The 16,654-nt window shown below is 71.3% G+C and carries 18 protein-coding genes; 13 read left to right on the top strand and 5 right to left on the bottom strand.

Annotation, left to right across the window (positions count from 1 at the left end; translation table 11 throughout):
• Positions 1-101: 101 nt before the first annotated feature.
• Complete coding sequence (locus tag ACIQWX_RS32170) at positions 102-797, top strand: GNAT family N-acetyltransferase (protein WP_400879082.1); 696 nt, start codon at positions 102-104, stop codon at positions 795-797.
• Here ACIQWX_RS32170 and ACIQWX_RS32165 read toward each other — a convergent pair.
• Positions 687-1,220, bottom strand: coding sequence for a GtrA family protein (locus tag ACIQWX_RS32165; RefSeq protein ID WP_400879080.1), 534 nt, complete (start codon positions 1,218-1,220; stop codon positions 687-689). The genes ACIQWX_RS32170 and ACIQWX_RS32165 overlap by 111 nt on opposite strands.
• A 40-nt stretch (positions 1,221-1,260) precedes the next feature.
• On the opposite strand from ACIQWX_RS32165, the gene ACIQWX_RS32160 reads away from it, so the two are divergent.
• Positions 1,261-1,851, top strand: coding sequence for a hypothetical protein (locus tag ACIQWX_RS32160; RefSeq protein WP_400879077.1), 591 nt, complete (start codon positions 1,261-1,263; stop codon positions 1,849-1,851).
• Here ACIQWX_RS32160 and ACIQWX_RS32155 read toward each other — a convergent pair whose 3' ends face one another.
• Positions 1,852-3,036 (bottom strand): lipase family protein, encoded by a 1,185-nt coding sequence (locus ACIQWX_RS32155; RefSeq protein WP_400879074.1) that lies wholly within the window; start codon positions 3,034-3,036, stop codon positions 1,852-1,854. It lies immediately after the preceding gene.
• Positions 3,033-3,596: a hypothetical protein gene (locus tag ACIQWX_RS32150; RefSeq protein ID WP_400879071.1), complete on the bottom strand. Its 564-nt coding sequence runs from the start codon at positions 3,594-3,596 to the stop codon at positions 3,033-3,035. Before ACIQWX_RS32150 ends, ACIQWX_RS32155 begins: the two co-directional genes overlap by 4 nt.
• Positions 3,597-3,914: 318 nt before the next feature.
• Between ACIQWX_RS32150 and ACIQWX_RS32145 the strand changes: the two genes are divergently transcribed.
• From ACIQWX_RS32145 to ACIQWX_RS32125, 5 genes are all read left to right on the top strand, one after another.
• Positions 3,915-5,144, top strand: a complete 1,230-nt coding sequence (locus ACIQWX_RS32145) for a DUF6801 domain-containing protein (RefSeq protein ID WP_400879068.1) — start codon at positions 3,915-3,917, stop codon at positions 5,142-5,144.
• A gap of 67 nt (positions 5,145-5,211) precedes the next feature.
• A complete protein-coding gene (locus ACIQWX_RS32140; RefSeq protein ID WP_400879065.1) occupies positions 5,212-6,252 on the top strand; it encodes a DUF6801 domain-containing protein in 1,041 nt (346 codons plus the stop codon).
• A gap of 34 nt (positions 6,253-6,286) precedes the next feature.
• Positions 6,287-7,624 carry a DUF2252 domain-containing protein gene (locus tag ACIQWX_RS32135; RefSeq protein ID WP_400879062.1) on the top strand — a complete coding sequence of 446 codons (1,338 nt, stop codon included), beginning with the start codon at positions 6,287-6,289 and terminating at the stop codon, positions 7,622-7,624.
• 66 nt (positions 7,625-7,690) lie between these two features.
• Positions 7,691-8,029: a YciI family protein gene (locus tag ACIQWX_RS32130; protein WP_400879059.1), complete on the top strand. Its 339-nt coding sequence runs from the start codon at positions 7,691-7,693 to the stop codon at positions 8,027-8,029.
• Positions 8,030-8,079: 50 nt separating this feature from the next.
• Entirely contained in the window at positions 8,080-9,249 is a 1,170-nt protein-coding gene (locus ACIQWX_RS32125) for an RNA polymerase sigma factor (protein ID WP_400879057.1), read from the top strand.
• Here ACIQWX_RS32125 and ACIQWX_RS32120 read toward each other — a convergent pair.
• Entirely contained in the window at positions 9,236-9,814 is a 579-nt protein-coding gene (locus tag ACIQWX_RS32120) for a hypothetical protein (protein WP_400879054.1), read from the bottom strand. The genes ACIQWX_RS32125 and ACIQWX_RS32120 overlap by 14 nt on opposite strands.
• A gap of 197 nt (positions 9,815-10,011) precedes the next feature.
• On the opposite strand from ACIQWX_RS32120, the gene ACIQWX_RS32115 reads away from it, so the two are divergent.
• The 6 genes from ACIQWX_RS32115 to ACIQWX_RS32090 all read left to right on the top strand — a co-directional run bounded on the left by ACIQWX_RS32115 (position 10,012) and on the right by ACIQWX_RS32090 (position 14,953).
• Positions 10,012-11,208 carry a PP2C family protein-serine/threonine phosphatase gene (locus ACIQWX_RS32115; RefSeq protein ID WP_400879052.1) on the top strand — a complete coding sequence of 399 codons (1,197 nt, stop codon included), beginning with the start codon at positions 10,012-10,014 and terminating at the stop codon, positions 11,206-11,208.
• Positions 11,205-12,749 (top strand): ATP-binding protein, encoded by a 1,545-nt coding sequence (locus ACIQWX_RS32110; RefSeq protein ID WP_400879049.1) that lies wholly within the window; start codon positions 11,205-11,207, stop codon positions 12,747-12,749. Before ACIQWX_RS32115 ends, ACIQWX_RS32110 begins: the two co-directional genes overlap by 4 nt.
• Positions 12,746-13,186 carry a response regulator gene (locus ACIQWX_RS32105; RefSeq protein WP_400879047.1) on the top strand — a complete coding sequence of 147 codons (441 nt, stop codon included), beginning with the start codon at positions 12,746-12,748 and terminating at the stop codon, positions 13,184-13,186. Before ACIQWX_RS32110 ends, ACIQWX_RS32105 begins: the two co-directional genes overlap by 4 nt.
• 47 nt (positions 13,187-13,233) lie before the next feature.
• On the top strand, positions 13,234-13,593 hold the full coding sequence (locus ACIQWX_RS32100) for an STAS domain-containing protein (RefSeq protein ID WP_400879044.1): 360 nt from the start codon (positions 13,234-13,236) through the stop codon (positions 13,591-13,593).
• Positions 13,594-13,613: 20 nt separating this feature from the next.
• Positions 13,614-14,030: an ATP-binding protein gene (locus tag ACIQWX_RS32095; protein ID WP_400879041.1), complete on the top strand. Its 417-nt coding sequence runs from the start codon at positions 13,614-13,616 to the stop codon at positions 14,028-14,030.
• Between the two features lie 179 nt (positions 14,031-14,209).
• Positions 14,210-14,953: a dienelactone hydrolase family protein gene (locus tag ACIQWX_RS32090; RefSeq protein WP_400879038.1), complete on the top strand. Its 744-nt coding sequence runs from the start codon at positions 14,210-14,212 to the stop codon at positions 14,951-14,953.
• A 46-nt stretch (positions 14,954-14,999) separates the two neighbouring features.
• On the opposite strand, the gene ACIQWX_RS32085 is transcribed toward ACIQWX_RS32090, so the two are convergent.
• The gene (locus tag ACIQWX_RS32085; protein ID WP_400879035.1) at positions 15,000-16,622 is read right to left on the bottom strand and encodes a phospholipase C; all 1,623 of its coding nucleotides are present in this window, start codon (positions 16,620-16,622) and stop codon (positions 15,000-15,002) included.
• Positions 16,623-16,654: the final 32 nt, after the last annotated feature.

Below are 16,654 nucleotides of genomic sequence, written 5' to 3'. Positions count from 1 at the left end.
CGGTCACCGGCGGATGGCCGGCCCCCAACCCCAAGTGGCCTGGTCCGGCCCCGCCGGATTGGCTCTGGGGCAAGGTCCACTCCGCCCCTAAGCTGCCCGCCATGACCGGATTGCTCACCGAGCGACTGCGGCAAGCCTCCGACAACGCCGTCGCCATGTGGACCACCCTGGCGACCGCTCGCGGCGACGTCGTCCGGGAACACTCCACCTGCACCGTCATCGAAGGACGCCGCGTCCGGATCATGGTGCGGACCGCCACCCCGGACCGAGCCGAAATCACCGAACTGGCCAGCAAATACCGGCAAAACGGCCGGACAGTCGTCGTCGAGGACCCCTTCGGAACGATCGACCTGAGTGGAATCGGGATGGCCGTCCGCCTCCTGCCCGTCATGGCGCGAGAGCCTGGACCAACCCCGGAAGAACCCACCGTCACCCGCGTCGAAACCCCCGATGACCTGCGCGAAGCCGAAGACGTCATCGTCCACGGCTTCCCGCTCGAGGAGTACCAGCCCCTGGAACCCGGCAAGGTCTTCCCGCGAGAACTCCTCAGCCAAGCCTTCTTCCGAAAAGGACACGAAGGAGCCTGCTTCACCATGGCCCACGCCGGCGTCGGCGGCGCCTACTGGGTCACCACCATGCCGGACCACCGCTCGAAAGGCGTCGGCCGCGCCCTCATGCACGCCGTTCTACGGCACTTCGGCGACCTCCCCGTCACGCTGTCCGCGTCGAAGTTCGGGAAGCCGCTCTACGACAAGCTCGGGTTCACCGACCTGGGGGACGCTCACTGGTGGCGCTGACCGTGGGAACACCCACCGGCGGTAGCCGTACCAGCGGAACGCCGTCCCGGACGCCGTGCCCAGCACCATGCCCGCTACGAAGTCCGCGACCTCCTGCGCCACGAAGCTCACGTGCGGGACCGACAGGTGCAGCACGTACCTCGACACCAGCGGCGGCACCAGGTTCACCGCCACCGCACCCGCGTTGACCACGAAGAACAGCGCCGCCTCGCGGACGCGGTGGTGGCCGCCGCGGCCGGCGAACGACCAGCGGCGGGACAGCAGGTACGCGAACGCCGTCGAGGCCACCGTCGCGAGGAAAAGCGCCGTCACCGGCTTCTCGGACAACACGGTGAGCTTCAGGCTGTAGTCGCCCAGTAGGGTGACCCCGTACGCGGCCAGGCCGACGACGGCGAAGCGGAGCAGCTCTCGCGGCTCGGGCATGGTTCCTCCAGGGTGACGCCGACAGGGTGGAGGTCTTTCGATGGCACGCACGGGCGGTGAGGGTGACATCCCCTCGGTCGCCGAGCTGGTGAACCTTTCGCAGACGAAACCGCTGATGATCCGCGGTGACCTCGACGCGATGCTCGCCAAGGAAGAACCCGCGCCCGAACCCAAGCCCGATCCGCTCGCCATCCTCGACGCCGAACTCGCGGCTCCGGAGCCCGAGGACGACCGCCCCCTCGAAGCGCCGCCCGCCGAGTCGCGCCGCACCAAGCCGTACGTGCTCGCCGCCGGTGCCGCCGTCGCGCTCGGGCTGGCCGCCGTCGTGCTCTTCCAGCCGCAGCAGGTCGGCGGCACCGCCACGCCGCCGCCGGGCGCGACCGCCCCCGCCGCGCCGCCGGCCTCGAGCGACGCGGTGGAGACGATGAGCGCCTCGGCGGAGCCGCCCCCGCTCACCGCGGAGGTGCACGACTCGCCGGTCCGGACCACGAACCCGCCGGCCGCCGCGGGGCGCAAGCCCGCGCGCCCCACGACGACCGCGCCGCCTGCCGAAGACCAGTGGCAGCAGTACGTGAGCTCGGTGGTCAGCTCGTGGCAGCACCAGCACCCGCACGGCAGGCCGAACCGCTGATCAGCAGTTCGTCGTCGCCGGCTTCCCGGCGATCCGGTCCTTGACGAACGCCAGGACGTCGGCGTTGCCGGTGTAGACCAGCGTGATGTGGTCGGTGTCGTAGGTCTGCCACGTCACCGCCACCCCGGCCGCGCAGTACGCCTTGTGCAGCGCGTCGGCCTGCGCGAACTGCACCAGCTGGTCGCCGGTCGCGTGGTACTGGAACACCGGGACGCGCGGCGGGGCGCCGCCGAGCTTGTTCTCGTTCAGCCGCGCGACCCACGCGGGCTTGATGTAGCCCGGGCCGGTCGTCCAGTCCGCGATCTTCTGGTTCGCGTACGTCGTGAGCAGCTCGAACGTGCACGCGCTCTGCTTCATTTCGGCCAGCTTCGCGCGGCCGTTGTCGCTCAAGAACGAGTCCAGCTGCAGTTCCGGGTACGCCTGGTCGAGGCCGAGCAGGGCGTAGGCGAACACGCCGAACCCGAACTTGCCGTCGAGCTGCAGCGTCACCTGGACCAGGTCGGCGGGGACGCCGCCGGCCGCGATCCCGACGAGGTTCAGCTCCGGGGCGTACGTCGGCTGCAGCTCCCCGGCCCACGCCGCGGCGCCGCCGCCCTGGGAGTAGCCGCGGAAGACGACCTTCGACGTCGTGGACAGCCCCGCCGCGGGGAGCCGCTGCGCCGCGCGCACCCCGTCGATCACCGCCGGGCCTTCGGAGCGGCCCACGACGTACGTCGTCTTCGGCGTGCTCTGGTAGCCCTCGTAGTCCGGGACGGTGACGGCGTACCCCGCGTCCAGCAGGTCGTCGAGGCCGGGCTGCTCGTAGAACGCGCCGATGTCGATCATCTTCGACGGCGTGCAGCCGAACGCCGGCCCGTGCGTGCCGGGGTCGAACGAGACGATCGGCGCCGTCGCGCGGTCGGCGTTCTTCGGCACGAGCACGGTCCCGGTGACGGCGTCGGGCTGCCCGAGCGCGTTCGTGGACAGGTACATCACCTGCCACGCGTCCACGGATGCCTTGCGCGGCCCCGCGTTCGACGGCCGCCAGCGCAGGACGTCACCTGGTTTGCCCGCCGGCAACGGCGACGGTGGCGTGTAGAACGAGTCGCCGGCGGGACCGGGATCCGGGGCCGCCGACGCCGCGGGCGCGACCACGCCGGCGAGCGCCAGCGCCAGGAAGACGGCCAGCACGCGGCGGGCGATCACGAGCCCGTCCCGTAGACGCGCTTGCAGGTCGCGGACTCGCTGAAGGCCAGGTCCAGTTCGGGGTTCGCCTTGAGGTCCTTGATCGGGCCCTCCGGGTCGGCGAGCTGGCCCATGGTCGCGTCGGCGTCGGAGATGACCTTGCGCAGGCTCGGCTGGTCGGTCACCTTCGCTTGCTCCATCTTGGACTTCGTCTCGGCGAGCTTGGTCTTGGTCTCGGTGAGGTTGCCGGTCGCTTTGTCCACAGCGGACTGTCCATCCGGGACGGGCGGGACGCCGGCGGTGCGCAGGCCGCCCGCCATGTCGTCGAGCGCCGACCCCAGGCGGCCCAGGAAGTCGACCATCGCGTCCCGGGTCTTCACCGGGTCGGCGTCGTCGACGGCGGGCGGCTGCGACAGCTTCGCCGAGCCCGCCGCCACCCCGGTGCACACCTTGTCGACCCAGGCGAGCGCCGCGGGGTCGGCGTGGCGGCCGGGGTCGGCGGGGGCGTCCGACCCGCACGCGGAGCACGACAGAAGCGCGGCCGCCGCCATTGCGAGCACCGCGCTGTGCATTCTTTTCATGGGTTTCGAAGCTACGCGGCGCGGTTGCGGGCGAGCAAGGCGGGAATGGCCGATTGGCACGCGCGTCAACATTTCGCGAGCGGGGATTGTCACGCTCGTCAGCGCTTCGGCGACGGCCCTGCGCTGGGGAAACCTTCCCCGGCCTGCTAGGAACCCGAGCCGGGTGGCGTGCCGGGGTGACAATTTGCGGTGCCCGGGTTGCCTTTTCACCGAAAGCCCTTGATCGGCGCCATCCGCGCTCGTTAGCTTACGGTCAGGTCGCGATTCTCGAATAGCGCGGGCCGTTTCGTATCACTGTTGATACACGGAAGGACCATCGTGAGTCACCCAAGAGGCAAGAAGAAGACGGTCGCGGCCGCCGCGGCCGTGGGCGCGGTGGGGCTCGTCGCCACCGCGCTGGTCGTCGGGGCGCAGGCCAGCGCCGCTGACCCGATCTCGCTGACGCTGAACTACCACTGCACGCTCCCGCTGGTGGGGTCCCAGTCGCTGAAGGTGGTGATCAACACCGACCTGCCGACCACGGTGAACACCGGGCAGCCGACCGGGGCGTTCGACATCCGGGCCGTGTCCACGATCAACGCGGACACCGTCGCCGGGCTGAGCCTGATCGGCGCGACGACGATCGAGGGCACCGCGACCGCCGCCGCGACGGTGGCCGCGCCCAGCCTGAACCTGCCGGTCAACGTGCCGATCACGCTGGACAAGACGAACATCCCGGCGTCGGGTGAGCTGAACATCAACGCGGCGGGCAAGACGCCGTCGCTGACGTTCACCCAGGCCGGCCAGGCGAAGATCACCGTCGGCGACCTGAACCTCAAGGTCACCCCGCGCAAGGCCGACGGCTCGGTCACCGGCATCACGCCGGACGGCACGATCGACGCGCCCTGCACGCAGGACGCCGGCCAGAACAACACCCTGGCCACGATCACCATCGCCGGCGGTGGCGGCACGACGACGCCGCCCACCACCACCCCGCCGACGACGACCCCGCCGACCACCACGCCGCCGACGACCACCCCGCCCACCACGACCCCGCCGGGCGGCGGCATCAAGTACTCGTTCGGCATCACCGGCTCGACGTCGCTCAAGTCCCTCGGCAGCACCGCGCCGATCACGGGCTCGTTCGACGCCGACGTCAACCTGTCGGCCAAGACGTTCACCGGCAGCCTGCAGCTGAACCCCACGCACACCGACTTCAAGCTGTTCGGCTTCGTCCAGGGCAGCTCCGACGTCAAGGTCGTGCAGAACGGCCCGCAGACCGGTGAGCTCGTCGGCACCGGCTTCAAGGCGCACATCAAGTTCGACACGTTCCTCACCACGGTCACCCTGTTCGGCATCCCGATCAGCACCGACCCGAAGTGCGGCACGACGACCCCGTCGACCAGCGAGATGACCACCGGTCCCGACTTCGACCTGCTCAAGGGCGGCAAGCTGTCGGGCACCTACTCGCTGTCCGCGCTGCAGAACTGCGGTGCGTTCAACGACATCATCAGCGCGTTCGCCAAGAGTGACGGCAACTCGCTGGACCTCGTGCTCGCCAAGAAGTGACCCGAACTGCCGGCCCCCGTCGCGCCGCGGCGGGGGCCGGTGCCACGTCCCGAGAGAAGGAGTACCGGTGCGGACCGTCCGGTCGCTGCTCGCCGCCTGCGTGATCGCTCTCGCCGTCGTCACGCCCGCTTCGGCGTCGACGCCGATCGACAAGGAGCTGACGTTCACCTGCCCGTTCCCGTTGATCGGGCTGCAGAAGCTGGACGTGGAGGTCAAGGCGTCGTTCGAGGTGCCGTCCGCGCCGGGCGGCACGTTCACGACGGCGGACCTCGCGGTGGCGGTGACCGTGCCGGACAAGTCCACCCGCGGCCTGGCCCTGGTCGGCGCGGCGAGCATCGAAGGGACGGCGTCCGCAGGGGTGACGCTGGCCAACGGCCCGCTGACGCTGCCACTGGCCCTGCCGCTGACGGTGGCCAAGACCGTGGTGCCGGCGTCGGGGCCGTTCACCACGAACGCGTCCGGTTCGGTCCCGCCGGTGCAGCTGCCGAACGCGGGCAGGACAACGCTGACGATCGGCGGCTTCAGCGCGCGCCTCACGCCGAAGAAGGCCGACGGCTCTTTCACCGGGCTCGGTTCGTTCACTTCGGACTGCACGCTCGACGCGGGGCAGGACCCGGTGCTGCTGTCGTTCGACCTCGGGGCTTCCCGCGACTACGCGGTGACCGGTTCGACGACGTTGAAGACGCTGGGGGCGACCGCCCCGGTAACCGGATCTTTCACGGGCTTCAGCCCGGCGTTCGACCGGACGCGGGCGGAGTTCAAGGTCTTCGGGTTCGTGCCCGGGACGGCCGACCTGCAGTTCAGCCCGGACGGCCCGCAGACGGGCGAGCTCACCGGCGACGGTTTCGTGGCGCACGCGAAGCTGGCGCTGGCCTTGCCGCAGGTGACGCTGTTCGGGCTGCCGGTCGCGGACGCGGGCTGCCGGGCGAGCGCGCCGATCCCGGTCGACCTGAAGACGGGCAACGGGTTCACGCTCGCGTCGGGCGGGTCGGTGGGCGGGCAGTACGCGATCCCGGCGCTGACCGGCTGCGGCACGTTCACGGCGTACTTGAGTTCGCTGGTCCAAAGTGACGGCAACACGTTCGCCATCACGTTGGCCGCGCGCTGACCGGGGTTCACGTCGGTCCGGTAGCTGTGAGCGAATGCGCCGAACCACTGTGGGGATCTCGCTCGTCGTACTGCTCGTCACCACCGCGGCTCCCGGGGAAGCCGCCGGGCTGACCCGGGACCCGGTGGCCGTGGTCTACGACCGCGACCACGCGTTGCACCTCCTCAACGGCGGTGCGACCGACGACGAGCTGACGCTGCGGACGCAGGTGCTCGCGTCGAGCGCGTGGGCCTTCTTCCGCGGCACTTCGCCGCTCTACTACCGCGATCTCGGCGAACTCCCGAAGTCCGCGTACGCCACCGCGGGCGGCGACGTCTGGCTGACCGGCGACGCGCACCTGGAGAACACCGGCGCCGACCGCGGGGCCGACAACGAAGAGCAGTTCGCGCTCAACGACACCGATGACGCCTGGCGCGGTTCGTGGACGTGGGAACTGCGCCGCGAAGCCGTCTCGATCGTCCTCGCCGGGCGCGCGAACGGACGCAGCGCGAGCCAGATCGCGACCGACGTCGACACGTTCGTCGCCGAGTACGCCCAGTGGATCGCTAAGTTCCACGGCACCAACGACGAAGCAAGCTGGCGACTCACTGCGAGCAACACGTCCGACCTCGTCGGCGACCTGATCGACGCCGGCGCGGGCGACAAGCGGGCCGACCTCGTCGCGAAGTGGACCACCGGCGGCCGCTTCAAGGCCGATCCCGAGCTGCAGACCGTCTCCGCGACGACCCGCGCCCAGCTCGTCAACGCCGTCGCGGCCTACCGGACCACCGCGGGCGACCCGCTGAAGACGTCCGAAGCCGTCGTGAAGGACGTGCGGCGGCGGACCGGGGCGGGCACCGGCAGCCTCGGCCGCTTCCGCTGGTACGTCCTCGTCGAAGGCGACACGACCTCGGCGTCCGACGATCGGATCCTCGAGGTCAAGCAGGAGGTCGACCCCGCACCGAAGCAGCTCGCCCCCAACGCCACCACGCTCACCGGCGGGCAGCGCCCGGCCCTGGCCTTGCGCTGGCTGGCGAACCAGTCCGACCCCCTGTCCGGCTGGGCGAGCGTCGGGAGCACGCCGGTGCTGGTGAAGGAGAAGTCGCCGTTCGCCGAGGACCTCGAGATCGGTGACCTGACGTCCTCGGCGACCTGGGACGACACCGTGCGGGACGTCGGCCGCCTGCTCGCCGCCGCGCACTCGCGCGCCGACCAGGACATCGCCGGCACCGGCCTGACCTACTCGGCGGACGCGGCCATCGACGGCGCCATCACGTCGGTGTCCGGGCTGCAGGCCGAAACCCGCGCGTTCGCCACGAGCTACGCCGACCAGGTCACCACGGACTGGCACGCGTACGTGGCCGCGAAGAATTCCGGACGCCCGTTGTTCTGAGCTGTCGATTTCGCCCTTCCCCGCGTGACGGAGTAGGAAAGGACTCCACGACCGGGAGGAACGGACATGGCGCAGTACGCGGTGCTCATCTACGAACGGGTGGCCCCCGAAGACCTGCCCAAGGAGATCATGGACCGGCACATCGGCCTGCCGGACCTGATCGCCTCGAAGGGCGGCAAGGTGACCGCCGGCCTGGCCCTGCAGCCCAACGAAACCGCCACCGCCGTGCGCGGCGACCTCGTCACCGACGGGCCGTTCGTGGAGACCAAGGAGGTGCTCGCCGGCGTCTACCTGCTGGAAGCCCGCGACCTCGACCACGCGCTGGCCTGCGCGAAGCTGACGCCGGTCGTCGAGGGCGGTGTCGAGGTCCGGCCGCTCATCGACTTCCAGGTCGTGGCGGACTGACCCCGGTAACCGACGCCGTCGCCGAAGCGCACCGTCGCGAGTGGGCCTACGTGCTCGCCGCGACGGTGCGGGTCACCCGCGACCTCGACGAGGCCGAAGAGGCCGTCCAGGACGCCTACCTCCAGGCGCTCAAACGCTGGGCGGACGACGGCGTCCCGGACCGGCCCGGCGCGTGGCTGACCACCGTCGCGCGCCGGACCGCGCTCAACGGCGTCCGGCACCGGGAAGTGCTGCGGCGCAAGCTGCCGCTGCTCGTCGAGCCCGACGTCGCCGAGCCGCCCGAGCCCGCCGGGCCGATCCCCGACGACCGGCTCCGGCTCGTCTTCACCTGCTGCCACCCGGCGCTCGCGCAGGAAGCCCAGATCGCGTTGACGCTGCGGCTGGTCTGCGGTGTCGCGACGGCCGACATCGCGCACGCCTTCCTGGTGCCCGAGCCGACGATGGCCGCCCGGATCACGCGCGCCAAGAAGAAGATCGCCGCCGCGCGGATCCCGTACGCCGTGCCCGCGGCCGAGGAACTTCCCGCGCGGGTGTCCGTCGTGCTGACCGTGCTGCACCTGCTCTACGCGGCGGGCCACACCGCGCCGTCGGGGGCCGACCTGGTGCGCGACGACCTGACCGGCCGCGCGCTGGACCTGGCGCGGATGCTGCGTGCCCTGCTGCCCGCCGACACCGAGGTCGCCGGCCTGCTCGCACTGCTGCTCTGCCAGCAGGCCCGCCGGGCCACCCGGACCGACGGCGCCGGACGCCTGCTGCGACTGGAAGACCAGGACCGCACGCGCTGGGACACCGCGATGATCGCCGAAGCCGACCGGCTCGTCGTCGAGGCGCTGAAGACCGGCCCGCCCGGACGCTTCAGCGTCCAGGCCGCGATCGCCGCCCTGCACGCCCAGGCCCGCAGCTACGGCGAAACCGACTGGCCGCAGATCCTGACGCTCTACGACGTGCTGCTGCGCCTGTGGCCCTCGCCGGTGGTCGCGCTCAACCGCGCGGTCGCGCTCGCGATGGTGGCCGGCCCCGAGGCCGCGCTCGCCGAGATCGCCCGGCTGGAAGCCGACGGCCGGCTCGCCGGCTACCGCTACCTGCCCGCCACCAAGGCCGACCTCCTGCACCGCCTCGGCCGCGACGCCGAAGCGGCCGACGCCTACCGCGCCGCGCTCGCGTTGAGCGAAAACGCCGTCGAGCAGGAGTTCCTCGCCGCGCGGCTCAGCGGCGCCTGACGAAGTACGGCGAGGCGCCGGCCCGGAACATCCGGACGTAGCCGAAGATCGACAGGACCAGCACGCCGATGAAGAACAGCGCCTGCAGGACGTCACCGGTGTTCTGCTCGGGCGCGTCCAGCGCCCCGACCAGCTGGATCAGCACGTTGGCGATGCCCAGCGCGCCGATGACGGCCAGCATGATGCGCGTCCATTTGGCGCCGCAGTACACGCCGTACACCAGCAGTGCCCACAGCCCGCCGAGGACGAGGAACGCGACCACCGCCACCGGGGTGGGGAGCAGGCTCTCCGACGTCTGGGTGAGCACGGTGCCGTCGGGGAGCTCAACCGACCGCCACGACGTGAACCGGAAGCTCCCCCCGACGTGCCCGCCCAGCAGCTGGCTGAGCGACGCGCCGAGGAACCAGCACCCGACCGCGCCCCACCAGGCGAACGCGGCCTGCCGGACGGTCGCCGGCCGCTCGGGCCGGGGGGCGTACGGCGGCGCCGGCGGGAAGTGACCGTACGGGTGCGGATGTGGTGGGACCGGCGGAAACCCTTCGCCGCCCCCCTGCGACTCGGACATGCGGGGAGCATAGGCCGGGATCGTCCGGTTCCGGCACGGTCACGACCCGAACCGTTACCGGCCCGGTGTCACACCGGGGTGCTATAAAACGCTACCTCCGTGGGACCGGTTTCGCGGCCGTATGCGGCCGCGGCCGGTGCCGCTAGGGTGATCGTCTGGATGTGCTGGGCTCGCGAGCAGCCGAACGGGAGAAGCCGGTGACCGCCGCGCACGACTCATCGTGGGACTCCGGCACCCGCTTGCGCGTGCTGCTGATCGAGGACGACGACGGCGACGCGCTGCTCGTCGAAGAGATGCTGGCGGACACGTCCGTGCCGTTCTCGCTCGAACGCGTCGAAACGCTCGCCGCCGCGCTGGCCGGCCCGCTCACCGCCGACTGCGTCGTGCTCGACCTGCAGCTGCCCGACGCCGTGGGCCTGAGCGGGCTGACGAAGCTCGGCCAGCACGCGCCCGGCGTCGCGGTCGTCGTCCTGACCGGGCAGCACGACCAGGCCACCGGCGTCGCCGCGGTCGCCGCCGGCGCCCAGGACTACCTCGTCAAGGACCAGGTGGACGGGCCGCTGCTGGTGAAGGCCCTGCGCTTCGCCCGCGAACGCAAGCGCGCCGAGCAGGTCGAGCAGCAGTTCCTGCAGCAGCAGCTGCTGGCGCGGGAGAACGCGCGGCTCGAACGCGGCCTGCTGCCCGTCCCGCTGCTGCGCGACCCGCACCTCGAGCTCGCCTCCCGCTACCGCCCGGGCCGCAACGGTTCCCTGCTGGGCGGGGACTTCTACGACGCCGTCGAGCTCGCCGACGGCACCGTGCACATGATGATCGGCGACGTCTGCGGCCACGGCCCCGACGAGGCCGCGCTCGGCGTCGCGCTGCGGATCGCGTGGCGCTCGCTGGTGATGGCCGGCCTGCCGATGGCCGACGTGCTGAGCATGGTCGAACGGGTGCTGGTGCACGAGCGGATCGAGCCGCTGTTCGCCACCGTCTGCATGGTCGTCGTCGCCCCGGACCGCCTGTCGCTGCGCCTGTCGCTGGCCGGGCACCTGCCGCCGCTGCTGCTCACCCCCGGCGACGGGCACCTGCTGTCCGGCGAACGCCTGGGCGTCCCGCTCGGGATCGTCGAAGGCACGAAGTGGGAGGCCCTCGACGTGCCGCTCGAGCCGGGCTGGTCCTTGCTGCTCTACACCGACGGCGTGTTCGAGGGCCGCGTCGGCGCCGGGTCCGAGCGGCTCGGCCACGAGCGGATGGCCGCCATCGTCCTGGAGGTCCAGCACGAGACCGGGCTCTCCGGCACCGACCTGCTCGACGAGCTGATCGCCCGCGCCGAACGGCTCAACTCCGGCCCGCTCGACGACGACGTCGCCCTCGCCCTGCTCAGCCACGACCCGACAGGACCCGCCCGATGAGCGCTGAAGCACGCGGCTGGACGATCCGCCGCTGGCTGAGCCTGTTCGCCGTCGTCGAAGCCGTTCTGCTGCTCGCCGCGGTGGCCGGCGGCGTGATCGCGCTGAACAACCTGACCGAGGCCCGCAACAGCCTCCTCGACGTCATCGGGCCGCAGCGGCTGGCCGCGACGCAGCTGTCGACGGCGTTGCTGAACCAGGAGACCGGCATCCGCGGCTACCAGCTCGGCCGGCAGCCGGACTTCCTCACGCCCTACACCGAGGGCCGCCAGGCGGAGGGCGACGCGGTCACCCAGCTGCGCCAGCTCGGCGCCCTGCCCGGCACCCAGGCCGGCGACGACCTGGAGGCCGTCCTGCGGGCGGCCACCGCCTGGCAGGCCGTGGCCGCCCCCGCGGTCGAACCCGGCGCGGGGGCGATGACCCCGGCCCAGATCGAGCGCGGCCGGGCCCTGTTCGACACGGTGCGCCGGGCGCTGGGCACCCAGTTCGACCACCTCACCGCGGTCCGCGACGCCGGCCGCGCGGACCTCGACAGCGCGGGCACCTTCCTGACGGCCATGCTCGTCGCCATCGGCGTGCTGGTCGTGCTGTTGTTCGCGGTGCTCTTCCTCGGCCTGCGGCGGGTCATCACCCGGCCGATCCTGCGGCTGGCGGGCGAGGTCCGCCAGACCGCCGACCAGGACATCCACCACCCGGTGCGCGGGAGCGGGCCGAGCGAGATCGCCCAGCTCGGCGCCGACGTCGAGGCCATGCGCCTGCGGATCCTCGACGAGGTCGCCGAGCTCGAACGGGCGCACGCGCTGCTGGACCGCCGCACGCAAGAGCTGGACCGGCGCACGCACGAACTCGAGCGGTCGAACGCCGACCTGGAGCAGTTCGCCTACGTCGCTTCGCACGACCTGCAGGAACCGCTGCGGAAGGTGGCGAGCTTCTGCCAGCTGCTGCAGCGGCGCTACGAGGGCCTGCTCGACGAGCGCGGCGAACAGTACATCGAGTACGCCGTCGACGGCGCGAAGCGGATGCAGGTCCTGATCAACGACCTCCTGGCGTTCTCGCGGGTCGGCCGCAAGCCGGCCGAGCACGTCGTGGTCGACGCGGGCCGGCTGGCCGACGACGCGCTCGCGAACCTGGAGGTCGCGCTGTCGCTCAGCGGCGGCAAGGTCGACCGCGGCGAGCTGCCGCGGGTGCGCGTCGAACCGGCCCTGGTGACGGCGGTGTTCCAGAACCTGATCGGCAACGCGCTGAAGTTCAAGGGAGACGCACCGCCCGAGGTGCGGGTCTCGGCGGACCGCGACGGCGACGACTGGGTGTTCACCGTGTCGGACAACGGGATCGGCATCGACGCGGAGTACGCCGAACGGGTCTTCGCGCTGTTCCAGCGGCTGCACACCCGCAGCGCGTACCCGGGCACCGGCATCGGCCTGGCCCTCTGCCGCCGGATCGTCGAGTACCACGGCGGCCGGATCTGGCTCGACACCGAAGCCGAGGGCACCACGTTCCGCTTCACGCTGCCCGCCGCGACCGAGGACGGTGGGGACGCATGACGCACACGCACCTCCCGATCGACATCCTGCTCGTCGAGGACGACCCGGGTGACGTGCTGATGACCCGGGAAGCCTTCGAGCACCACAAGATCCGCAACGCGCTGCACGTCGCGAGCGACGGCGTCGAGGCCCTCGAGTTCCTGAACCGCCGGGGGCGGTTCGCGGAGGCGCCGCGGCCGGGGCTGATCCTGCTCGACCTCAACCTGCCCCGCAAGGACGGCCGCGAGCTGCTCGGCGAGATCAAACAGGACCCGGACCTGCGCACCATCCCGGTGGTCGTGCTGACGACGTCGGAGGCGGAGGAGGACATCGTCCGCAGCTACGACCTGCACGCCAACGCCTACGTCACCAAGCCGGTCGACTTCGAGAAGTTCGTCGAGGTGGTCCGGAAGATCGACGACTTCTGGGTCACGGTGGTCAAGCTGCCGCACCGGTGAGGGGCGTCGATGGCGCGGCGGCGGCTATTGGGGCACCATAAAGCGCCGTGACCTCATCATCCCGGGACCTCCCCGCCGTCGAGCTGGCGGTCACGCTCGACTGGCGGGACACGGCCGCGGTGCTGCGCGTGGCGGGGGAGATCGACCTGCTGAGCGCGCCGGAGTTCGAGGAAGTCGTCGACACCGTGCTGGCGGACGGGCCGCGGACGCTGGTGGTCGACCTGCGCGCGGTGACGTTCTTCAGCTCGGCGGGCCTGCAGGTGCTCGCGGCGGCGCACCGCAGGCTGCCCGAGCGCGCGCTGCGGGTGGTGAGCGACTCGGCGGTGACGTCGGGTCCGTTGAAGACGACCGGCCTCGACACGTGGATCGGCATCCACGCGACGGTCGACGAAGCGCTGAGCCAGTGAAGGGCCCGGAAAGGCGACTCATGGACGAACCCCCGGGACCGTTCCGCTGCCACGGTGTGGAGGCGGTGCCCGAAGCACTGCGCCGGCTGCGGCACGACCTGATGGCGTGGGTCCTCGCGGCGGGCGTCGACGAGGCCCGGGCCCAGGACATCGTGCTGGCGAGCTACGAGGCGCTGGCGAACGTCGCCGACCACGCCTACGACGGCGGCGGGCCCGGGGTGGTCGACCTCGACGCGGCGGTGCACCCGGACCGCATCGAGGTGATCATCTCCGACCACGGCCGGTGGCGGACCCCGGTGGTGGACCCGCGCCCGGTTTCCCTGCGGGGCCGGGGATTGCTGCTGCTGCGGGCGAGCGCCGACCGCGCGGACATCGCGTCCGGCGAGGCGGGGACCGTGGTGACGCTGGCGTGGGACCTGGCGCCGGTCGGGCCCTGAGCGTCGAAAACCGGTTGGGCGGCCCGCGTCTGGCTTGGTAGCGTGCCGTCGGCCGTGACCTGCCCGAGGAGGTGAGACCCGTGAACGCTGTGCGCACGTGGGTGCTCCCCTTCGCCGTCATGGTCGGGCGATAGGCCGGGGGAGCGCCTCGAACCAGGCTCTCCCCGAAAGGCATTCCCATGGATTCTTTGTGTTTCACGTCCGAAACGACGTCGGACGGCGTCGTCGAGCGCGGCTTCACCGTCGGCGACGTCCCCGGTGTCCTCTGGTCTCCCGTGTCCGGCCCGGCGTCCGCGCCCGTGGTCCTGATGGGGCACGGTGGCGGCCTGCACAAGAAGACGCCGGCGCTGGTGGCCCGCGCCCGCGACGCCGTGACCCGCCAAGGGTTCTCGGTCGTCGCCATCGACGCACCCGGGCACGGCGACCGCCCGCGCACGGCCGAAGACGAGCGGGTCCGCGCCGAGTTCCGGCAGGCACCCGACCGCGACCGCTTCCGGTCGGTCAGCATCGCCTACGCGCGCTCGCTGGCCGAGCGGGCCGTCCCCGAATGGCGGTCGACGCTGGACGCCCTCCAGCGGCTGCCCGGAATCGGCCGTGACGCACCGATCGGCTACGGCGGCGGGATTTCGCTGGGCACCGCGATCGGGATCCCGCTGACGGCGGCCGACCCGCGCATCTCGGCGGCGATCTTCGGCGGCGGGTTCTTCGTCTACGACGAACTGCTCGCGGCGGCCCGGCGGATCACCGTGCCGGTCCAGTTCCTGCTGCCGTGGGACGACGAGCACGTCGACCGCCAGTCGTGCTTCGCGTTGTTCGACGCGTTCGCGACGGCGGAGAAGACGTTGCACGCCAACCCGGGTGACCACCGCACGATCCGCTGGATCGGGATCGACGAGGGTTTCCTCGCGCGGCACCTGAACTGATGGGAACGGGCCCGCCGGTGGCGGGCCCGTTCTCGTTTTCGGGGGACTAGCTGTGCACGACGGCACCGGTCTTCGGGTCGAGGACGACCTTCTTGGCCTGGGGCCACCAGAAGTCGAACATCCCGTTCAACGACCCCGCGCGGGTGTCGAAGGACGAGTCGCCGACGCGGCCGGTGAACCAGTTGTCCTCGATGAACTTCAGCACCGACGTCTGGTCCGTCTGCGTGTGGTCGACGTGGTTCACCTTGCTGTACGGGGAAACCACCAGCAGCGGCAGCCGCGGGCCGTAGCCGCAGCGGTCGGCGTACGTGCCCACCTTCGTCGGCTTGCCCGTGCAGACCGCCTGGTCCTGCGCGGCGTCGTGCGAGCCGTTGACGACCTGCGAGGAGACGTGGTCGTACCAGCCGTCGGAGTCGTCGTACGCCAGCACGATCGCCGTCGACTTCCACTCCGGGGACTGCTGGATCTTGCTGATCTCGCTGACCACGAACTGCTGCTCGTCCAGCGGGTCCGAGTAGCCGGCGTGGCCGTCCTGGTACTCCGGGGCCTTCAGGAAGCTCACCGCGGGCATCGAGCCGGCGCGCAGCGCGTCGTCGAAGTCCGAGGTGTCGTACTGGTGGTTCGCGCGGTCGGTCTGGCCGATCGCCCGCACCGACGACGGCGCGAGATGCTTCGGGTTCGCCGTCGACGGGTAGTACTGGAACGGCTCGTGGTGCGGGCTGTAGTCCACCGCCGCGTTGCCGCCGATGTTGGTGTGCGTCTGGCCGCAGACCGCGTAGCCGTTCGCCGACCCGGTCGGGCGGAAGCCGCCCTGGAACCAGCCCCACGTCACGTGGCGCTGGTTGAGCAGGTCACCGATGTTGCGGCCGTGCATGGTGGCCAGGTTGTCGGTGCTCGTGTGGTTCTTGTCCGAGCAGTCGTCCCACGCCGGGTCCGGGTCGTTGATGACCGTGCCGACGCCGTTCGCGTCCGGGGACTGCACGGCGTAGGCGTCGCTGACCGGCTTGTGCGTCACCGGGTCGACGGCCTGGGCGCCGTGGGTGTTGCCCGAGATCAGGTTGAGCGCACCCGGGGTCGACGGGCCGAACACCGTGTTGAACGAGTTGTCGTTCAGCGCGTAGTGCTGCGCGTAGTTCCACATGCCGGTGACGGTGTTGCCGTCGTAGTAGTCCATCACCAGGCCGGGTTCGCCGAACAGCACCGGCTGGCCGGTGCACTTGTCCGTCTCGGTCTTCTCGACGAACTGGTCCATCTTGCCGCCGTCGAACGCGGCCTGCTCGGCGCCGTAGTTGTGGTTCTGGTCGCAGGTCAGCGCCTGCTCGTGCGTGAGCCGCTTCGGGTCGTACGCGTTCGGGTTGTTCGTCAGCAGCTTCTTGTCGAGGCCGTTGACCTTCGGGGTGTTGCGCGCGGCGGTGAACGGCGTGCCGTCGGTGTTGGCCGCGTTCGGGTAGGTGCCGAAGTAGTGGTCGAACGAGATGTTCTCGCCGAAGATGACCACGACGTGCTTGATCGGCGTGGCGGTGGGAATCCAGTGGGCCGGGAAGACGTTCAGCGGCTGGGCGTCCGCCGCGCTCGACGCGGAGCCGGTGACGACGGCCAGCGCGGCCACCGAGGCGAGGGCCCCGGCACCGAGCAGGCCGCGCCGTCGCCGGCGGGTTCTCTTGTCCACAGTGGATGTTCCTTTCGTGGTGGTGGGTTCGC

The sequence above is a fragment of the Amycolatopsis sp. NPDC098790 genome (genome assembly GCF_044759945.1).
Classification (GTDB): domain Bacteria; phylum Actinomycetota; class Actinomycetes; order Mycobacteriales; family Pseudonocardiaceae; genus Amycolatopsis.
Note: the sequence above shows the minus strand (reverse complement) of the source record. Positions and strands in the feature narration are given on the sequence as shown.

Coding starts and splice junctions, on each gene's coding strand:
- ACIQWX_RS32160 (WP_400879077.1), top strand. CDS start 1,261: ATGGCACGCACGGGCGGTGAGGGTGACATCCCCTCGGTCGCCGAGCTG.
- ACIQWX_RS32095 (WP_400879041.1), top strand. CDS start 13,614: ATGGACGAACCCCCGGGACCGTTCCGCTGCCACGGTGTGGAGGCGGTG.
- ACIQWX_RS32110 (WP_400879049.1), top strand. CDS start 11,205: ATGAGCGCTGAAGCACGCGGCTGGACGATCCGCCGCTGGCTGAGCCTG.
- ACIQWX_RS32120 (WP_400879054.1), bottom strand. CDS start 9,814: ATGTCCGAGTCGCAGGGGGGCGGCGAAGGGTTTCCGCCGGTCCCACCA.
- ACIQWX_RS32150 (WP_400879071.1), bottom strand. CDS start 3,596: ATGAAAAGAATGCACAGCGCGGTGCTCGCAATGGCGGCGGCCGCGCTT.
- ACIQWX_RS32135 (WP_400879062.1), top strand. CDS start 6,287: ATGCGCCGAACCACTGTGGGGATCTCGCTCGTCGTACTGCTCGTCACC.
- ACIQWX_RS32105 (WP_400879047.1), top strand. CDS start 12,746: ATGACGCACACGCACCTCCCGATCGACATCCTGCTCGTCGAGGACGAC.
- ACIQWX_RS32130 (WP_400879059.1), top strand. CDS start 7,691: ATGGCGCAGTACGCGGTGCTCATCTACGAACGGGTGGCCCCCGAAGAC.
- ACIQWX_RS32090 (WP_400879038.1), top strand. CDS start 14,210: ATGGATTCTTTGTGTTTCACGTCCGAAACGACGTCGGACGGCGTCGTC.
- ACIQWX_RS32165 (WP_400879080.1), bottom strand. CDS start 1,220: ATGCCCGAGCCGCGAGAGCTGCTCCGCTTCGCCGTCGTCGGCCTGGCC.
- ACIQWX_RS32170 (WP_400879082.1), top strand. CDS start 102: ATGACCGGATTGCTCACCGAGCGACTGCGGCAAGCCTCCGACAACGCC.